Origin of the sequence: uncultured Microscilla sp., from assembly GCF_947493425.1 — a bacterium.
In the GTDB taxonomy this organism is placed as follows: Bacteria; Bacteroidota; Bacteroidia; order Cytophagales; family Microscillaceae; genus Microscilla.
On record NZ_CANLRP010000268.1, the window covers coordinates 1 to 7,433 of the forward strand.

Annotated in this window: 6 protein-coding genes; 5 read left to right on the forward strand and 1 reads right to left on the reverse strand. The window is 44.2% G+C overall.

Going from position 1 to position 7,433, the window contains the following annotated elements:
* A partial coding sequence (locus Q0954_RS31945; protein ID WP_299465401.1) for an RHS repeat-associated core domain-containing protein occupies positions 1 to 1,494 on the forward strand: 1,494 nt, incomplete at its 5' end.
* Between the two features lie 2 nt (positions 1,495 to 1,496).
* A complete protein-coding gene (locus Q0954_RS31950; RefSeq protein ID WP_299465404.1) occupies positions 1,497 to 1,724 on the forward strand; it encodes a hypothetical protein in 228 nt (75 codons plus the stop codon).
* Positions 1,725 to 2,036: 312 nt separating this feature from the next.
* Here Q0954_RS31950 and Q0954_RS31955 read toward each other — a convergent pair whose 3' ends face one another.
* A complete protein-coding gene (locus tag Q0954_RS31955) occupies positions 2,037 to 2,399 on the reverse strand; it encodes a helix-turn-helix transcriptional regulator (RefSeq protein ID WP_299465407.1) in 363 nt (120 codons plus the stop codon).
* Between the two features lie 161 nt (positions 2,400 to 2,560).
* On the opposite strand from Q0954_RS31955, the gene Q0954_RS31960 reads away from it, so the two are divergent.
* From Q0954_RS31960 to Q0954_RS31970, 3 genes are all read left to right on the forward strand, one after another.
* Positions 2,561 to 5,221, forward strand: a complete 2,661-nt coding sequence (locus Q0954_RS31960) for a CHC2 zinc finger domain-containing protein (protein ID WP_299465410.1) — start codon at positions 2,561 to 2,563, stop codon at positions 5,219 to 5,221.
* 371 nt (positions 5,222 to 5,592) lie between these two features.
* The gene (locus Q0954_RS31965) at positions 5,593 to 6,501 is read left to right on the forward strand and encodes a tyrosine-type recombinase/integrase (protein WP_299465413.1); all 909 of its coding nucleotides are present in this window, start codon (positions 5,593 to 5,595) and stop codon (positions 6,499 to 6,501) included.
* Between the two features lie 114 nt (positions 6,502 to 6,615).
* Positions 6,616 to 7,433, forward strand: an 818-nt coding sequence (locus tag Q0954_RS31970) for a tyrosine-type recombinase/integrase (protein ID WP_299465417.1), incomplete at its 3' end; no start/stop codon positions are given.

Sequence of the window (7,433 nt, forward strand, 5' to 3'; positions counted from 1 at the left end):
GACGTGGTAAAAGTCAAAGTGAAAGGTTATTACGCCGGGGGTTCGGTAACCCATAACAACGCGGTGAACTGGGGGCTTACCCTGGGACAAGTAAATGGCCATTCAAACAGTGGAGAAATCTCTACAGAAAACACACCTTTCTTACTCAATTTAGGGCTTAGCATTACGCCCAACAACGGGGGGAACAACCCCAATGCCACAGTACCAAGTGGGTACTTAAAACTTGTATTTTATAAAAAAGACGGTACGCCCGTTACCGCCTCGTTACAAATTGCTCATCTAACTCCAGGTGCCGGACAGTGGCAAGACCTGGAACTCACGTATACTGCTACCGAAAGGGGATACTTACAAGCCTTCGTCGCCAATGAAAGCGACCAGGAAGTATTCTTTGATGATATGGTGGTGGAGCATACGCCCCAATTGATTGTACAGGAGAATCATTATTATCCGTTTGGAATGAACCTGCGAGGAATTGAGAAGCAGGGGACGCCAAGTCATAAGTATTTGTATAATGCGGGTACTGAGCTTGAGAAAAGCTTTGATTTGAACTTTTATGAAACTGAATTTAGAAGTTATGATGCTCAGTTAGGAAGATTTCATAGAATAGATGATCTGGCGCCTATTATATCTGGTATTTCCCCCTATCAATATGCGTTTAACAATCCAATTTTATTAAATGATCCTACTGGCTTAGCACCTGAAGGTGATGATGCCATCGAACAAAGGCGCCTGGATGATTGGACTAAAGAAAACGAAGCGCAGGGAAGAGCCCAAGACGCAATGTTGGATGCACAACATGGTAGATGGCCTTCGAGAAATGGACTAGGAAACAACTTTCTGAACAGGGAAATATTTAATTTATTTACAAGTGATTTTCCTGATAAAAACTCTCCTGTTACTGATTTAAGAAGGAAAGGCGTTGCATTTCTTCAGCTTGAAGGAAGAGTTGCTCTTGGATTGCTAGGCAACGCTTTGGGTCTTACAGGAAGTCTGGCAGTTGGAATTGCTATGGATTTGCAAGGGAACTATGGAATATATGTTACCCCAACAATGGGGATTAGTTTATTTTCTGCTGCGGGAATTGGAGTTAGTGGAGGAGTTAACTTCAACGCAGATGGCATAGATGGCATAGAAGGTTGGGGAATGAATGCAGGTGTCATAGGTGGCGTTGGTTTCGGTAATTTTGGAGCCGAGCTCAATACTGGGATAGCAGCTGAAGATAACAACTTAATGAAACCAAAGGATCGTGGACATTCAATAGGAGGTACAGTCGCCGTTCCAAGGCTTGGTGTAGCTACGGGTTTAGCAGGTTATAGTGATTTATCATATACTTATTTTGCAAAAAAAGGTAGGTATCTATCAGTGTCTAGTGCTGTAACTAGTTTTGACAAAACTGTAAAAAAGAAACTAGGCGTATCCCTTCGAGATTTGGGAATAAGATCTACTGTAGTTAGGTATTTAAAAAATGCTTTGAAACATTTAAATAAAAAATAGCAATGTCGTTAGTAATGCTTCTTGTTGGTTTGTGTTTTTTTATAAGTGTGGGGTTGCAGATTAAGGCCTTGATGTTGATTAAAAAGCATAAGGTTGACCATCATTATAATGAACAGCCTGTGTCTGATGAATTGCGAAAGCTTAAAAATTTAGCAAGCATCTTTATTGTTTTAGCGTTGATGGTTTTTGCTTTATCAGCAATTACTGGCTGGAATTACTATATATATTAACTCCCTCTAGCCATTTTAAGTCTTCCAAATGAGACTGGAAAGGTTGAGTAAACATAAACCGAGTAAAAAACTAAAGCCCAAATCATGTAAAAATGGTTTGGGCTTTTTTTATTTCTTATGAATTGAAAAAGAGGAGGTTATGAGTTGTAGAAGTGGGTTTTTGTCTGTACTTTTGCATTGGATGATTTGGGATAGTCATCAAGTAAAAAAGTTGAACCCTGTACTAAGTTTTAGTGCAGGGTTTTTTATTTCTTATGAGTTATATTTTTTTGAGTAAAAATATATGCTTGAGCTTAAAAAAAAATGGAAAGTTTATTTTTGAAGTCCTAAAATATGAGTGATTTTTTGCTTTGCAATGTAAGCGTCTAGCAGTGAAAGCACTATTTTTTTTTCATTTTGATCTAATTCTTGAATCTGTTTAAATCGACTGATAATTTCTTTATCCAAAGCCATTTGATTTAAATGATCATCTGACGTACCATTCATCAAGTAATCAGCTGTAGTATTAAGTGCCTGAGCTAGTTTAGTTATTGCCTGAGCGTTGGGCTTTGTTTCTCCTCTTTCATAGCGTGATACTTGCGCAAAATGCACGTCTATTAATTCCGCCAGTTGATTTTGAGAAAGCCCTTTCTTTTTACGTAACTCCTTGAGTCTATCTGCAAATGTTTTCTCCATGTTTGTTTATTTTCTACCCTAAATTAGCATAAAAAGCAGGGTAAAACAAATATATACTAGCTCTTTGTGTTTAATAAATATGCACAAATGTTGTGTTATGTAAACAAGTCTGCTATATTTGCTTGCGAATATGCAAATAATGATTTTTAAACTTTTTTACTATGACTATACAACAAATCAAACAAAACCTATCCATTTCTACAGTTTTAGCCCACTATGGCTTAAGCGTCAACGGAAACAATCGCATGTGTTGTCCTTTTCATAATGATACCAAGCCGAGTATGGAGGTGTACCCGAAGTCGGACACGGTATTTTGTTTTAGCAGCAATTGCGAGGCGCACGGGAAGCCTATAGATGTGATTGATTTTGTGATGCACCAGGAGAAGTTGAGCAAGCACGAGGCAATTTTGAAGTGTAAGTCGCTGTTGGGTGTTTCTGGTGGTGGGGGAGTGGCGGCGCCTTCTTTGGTTCAGGCGCAGCCTGGTATACCCAAAAAAGTACGCGTCCAGACGATGACGGCGGTTTTTACTCACTTTCGGCGGGCTTTTGCTCAAAGTAAGGCGGCTCAGGCGTACATGGGGCGTCGGGGTTTGGAGCACGTCCAGGAGGTGGGTTACCACGATGGAAAGTTGAGCAAACCTTTGCGGGCTGGTTTAGATGCTTTGGGTATTTCTTCGGCTTGGGGTCGGGGTTGTATTATTTTTCCTCTGAAGAATGCTGAAGGTGATATTGTGAGTTTTTACGGGCGCAGCATTAGCAACGAGGGCGACCAACGGCATTTTTATAGCACGCAGCGCCAAGGCTTGTATCCTGGTTATCCTGACGCACAAAGTACTAAGTATCTGGTACTTACGGAGAGTGTGATTGATGCGGCGTCTTTTCCGGTAGATGAGGCGGATACGGCGGTACTGGCTTTGTATGGGACCAATGGTCTTACTCCGGCGCACAAACATATGGTGTTGCAGTTGCCGCATTTGCAGGAGATTTATTTGTTTTTTGACGGGGATGATGCGGGTCGCAAGGCTTTGAAACACCGGGCGGAGGATTTGTGGAAGGTTTGGAAACAGGGGACTATTAGTAGTGTGCCTACACCAGAGGGCGAAGATGTGAATTCTTTATTGGTGGCTTATGGTCAAGTAGTGGAAGCTTCGGACGAGCCTTCGGTTTTTACTCATCTCCTGAGTCAGAAAACGGTGCTTTATTCAGGAGGAGGAGCCAAGGCGAGCAGCAATGGCGCTACAGCAGCACCCGCGCCGGGTTTCAGGTTCGATACGTCTAACCCTAAAAAGCTGTTGCTGGAGACTTTGAATGGGCGTTATCAGTTGCAAGGGGCGCCCAAACCGGAGCTGGAGTCTATGAAGGTGACTTTGTTTATTTATCCGGTGTCCACGCTGGATACTTCCCGCACTGGTGAGGGGGCTTCGGGTCAGGATAGGGTTGCGGTCAGCACAAAGAGCCGCCATAAGGTAGATTTGTACGAAGACCGCCAGATGGAGAAAGTGGCCCGTGAAGCTAACGCCAAGTTGGGGATTGCTTATGAGTTGTTGTTGATGGATTTGAACCACTTAGCCGATGCCCTGGAAGCTTACCGCGATGCGCAACTAGAGGCTTTGACGAACGCCAAAACCAAGGCGCATGCTCCGGTGTTGGTGCCGCCTGGTTTGCAAAAAGACTGTTTGGCTTTGTTGCGTTCTTCTGATCTGATGGCGAAACTAAACGAGCACATTGGGGCTTGTGGGGTGGTAGGCGAGGAGATGAATCGTTTATTACTGTTCTGTGTAGCAAGTAGTTACAAAATGCCGGATACTTTGCATGCTATAGTACAAGGAAGCAGCGGAAGTGGTAAATCGCACTTGATCAATGCCATCGAACAACTTATGCCCACCGAAGATGTTCACAGCGTTACCCGGATTAGCGAGCGGGGACTTTATCACTATGATAAGTACGAGCTTTGTAACAAACTTTTTGTGATCCAGGATTTGGACGGTTTGGGTGAGGAGGCTTTGTTGTCTTTTCGTGAGTTGATCAGCTACGGTAAATTGGCGAGTTCTATGGCTGGTCAGGATGCTCAAGGTCAAATTAGGAGCCGGGTCAAAGAGGTTTTTGGTCCTATTGCTTCTATGGCGGCTACTACCCAAACCGAGGTATACGAGGACAACGAAAACCGTTGTTTTACTTTGGCGGTGAACGAAAGCGAAGCACAAACCAAGGCAATTATCGATTATATGAATGCTTGTTCGGTGGGGAAGGTGATTAAGTCTAAACAATTGGTTATTAAAGAGTTGCTACAAAATTGTGTGCGTTTGTTGCGTCCTTATGAGGTGGTGAATCCTTACGCTGACCAACTATCGCTCCCAGGCGAGGTGAAAAAAGCGCGCCGTTTGCATAGTTTGTACCAGTCGTTGGTGAAGCAAATTACTTTGTTACACCAGTTTCAACGGTCGCGCGATGCGCACGGTCGTTTGGTGGCTACGAAAGCCGATTTGCATTGGGCGAATGAAATTTTGTTCGAAACTATTATATTGCGCATTGATGAGTTAGACGGGGAGTTACGTCAATTCTTTGAGCAGTTAAAAACTTTTTGTCTCAAAAATGGCATCAAACGTGAATTTACCCGGCGTGAGGTGCGTCAAGACTTGCGCATCTCTAATACCTCCCTGCATCGCTATATGCACAATTTGCACGACTTGGAGTATATCAAACAAGTGGGTGGTCATGTAAACAAAGGTTGGACGTACAAGATTCTGTATTGGGACGACATCCAGGCTTTACGCGCTCGTATCCGTCAGTTTCTAGCCAATCAACTCAAGGCATTGAAATAATTGGAATGCCAGAAGTTATTGAAAATCAATAAATTAGCCTGGCATCCCACCCTCAAAAATGCTAGATGGAACGCTAGATAATCCTCACTATCAGTGAGTTAGCCCTCAAATACCCCTGGCATTCTTCATTCCAAAAAAGTGCATGGCGGTGGGTCTAAATTTAATCTATAAAACCAATCTCTTTATTTATTCTTATCAATTTAGTCTATAACTCTTAGTCCGGAGTTTTTTAGTCGGGAGTCGGGAGTTTTTTAGTTGGGGGTTAGTAGTCAGTAGTTAAAAAAAAGCTAACGGCTAAAAGCTCAATCAAAGAACAAAAAAGCTAAAACCTCTCTCCCGACTCCCGACTCCTAACTAAAAAACTAACTCTTATGAACTCACTTCCTTTATATCATTATCAATCTTATGTGGCTGGTTTTGGTGCCTGGCTCCAGACTTTGGGCTATTCGCCTGATACGTGCCGCAAGTATCCGCGCCAGTTGCAGGAGTTTTTACACTTTTTAGAAGAAACGGGCATTGTGTGTTTGTCTGAGGTGGACGGTTCGGTGGTGGAATGTTTCTTTACTTATTTGAGCAGCCGCTCCAGTCTCAAAACGGGTAAATTGTTGAGTACGAGCCATTTGCTGAGTATGCAAAAGACCTTGCGTCAGTTTACGCGCTACCTTGAGGCGCTTGGTTTACCTGGCTTTGCTTTGCCCCGGTTGCGTTTGTGTGGGGCGGGTGCTCAGGCGTTGGAGGTATTTAGTTTGTCGGAAATAGAATTACTTTATGCGGCTTGTGGTGAAGATTTTTTTGGGCTCCGCGACCAGGCTTTGTTGGCGTTGGGTTATGGTTGTGGTTTGCGGCGCGCCGAGGTAAGCCAATTGAATGTGAGCGACTTACACTTTAAGAAAGGTTGGCTGGAGGTGAAAGCGGGTAAAGGTGCCAAATCCCGTTCGGTGCCTATGCCCTCCAAGGTGGCGGCTTACTTGTACCGCTATGTGTACCAGGCACGCGCCAAACTTCCGCAATCGGGCACTACGCCGGCTTTGTTGCTCAGTTGGCGTGCTACGCGCTTGTCTAAGCAGATGGTAAACATTCGGCTAAAGGAGTTGGTACGCAAAGCCGATTTGTTGTCGGTTGAAGACAAACGGACGAGTTTTCATTGTTTGCGCCATAGCATTGCTACTCATTTGCACGCAGGCGGCATGTCTTTGTCTAACATTGCCTTGTTTTTGGGTCATTCGTCGCTGGAATCAACGCGGATTTACACTCACTTGCAGGAATTACGAATTGTTTAATTACGAATTACGAATGGTAAAATAGACTCTGTTGGTTCATTCGTAATTCGTAATTGATTGACTTGTAATTATTTAACTCGTAATTCGTAATTCTCTCATTCGTAATTCTCTCTCATGAAAACTTTCGAAACTTATTTACAGGGCTTGGGTTTGGCGGCTTCTAGTATTGCCCAGGTGCAGCGCTCTTTGGCGTTGTGTGAGCAACAAACCGGGGTGCCCGCGTCGCTCACTTATGCTGATTTGTTGGTGTTTGTGCGCCATTTGCAGCAATTGGGTTGTAAGCCTTATACGATTAATCGCCACCTGAGCGGTTTGAAACACTATTTTTCCTACTTGATTTTGCAGGGTTTTCGTTCGGACAATCCGGCGCAAAACCTGCGGGTAAAGGGCGGCGTGGTGGGGGTGTCTTTCCAGGGTTTGGACTTTGCCGCCCTGGAGCATTTGTACGGGGCTTACAATGGCGATGTAGTGAGTAAGTCTTTGTTGTCTTTGTACATTTATCAGGGGGTTAAAACCTTGGAAGTGAGGCATATCAAGGTGGGCGATCTGGACTTGACCAAGGGTGAGTTGTCTTTGAAAGCCAGTGGCGTGGGTGCCAACAAAACGGGGGCGCGGGTGTTGCCTTTGGTGCCTGGTCAGATTTTGCTTTTGCATCAGTTGATTGCGGGTCGTTCGGCGGAGGTGGGTTTGTTTGTGGTGGGGGCTCGTTATGAGGTGCTGACCAAGGCTTTGTTTGAGGAGGTTCGCCGTTTGAATCCTTTGATTACCAACGCGCACGTTATTCGTCGGGTGGTGTTGGGTCATTGGCTTAAGAGCGAAGACATTCGCTTGGTGCAGCACAAAGCGGGTCATTTGCGGATAAGCAGCACCGAACGTTACCGGGTGGCTCATTTGGAGGAGTTGCAACAGGAAATAGACAAAGTGCATCCGCT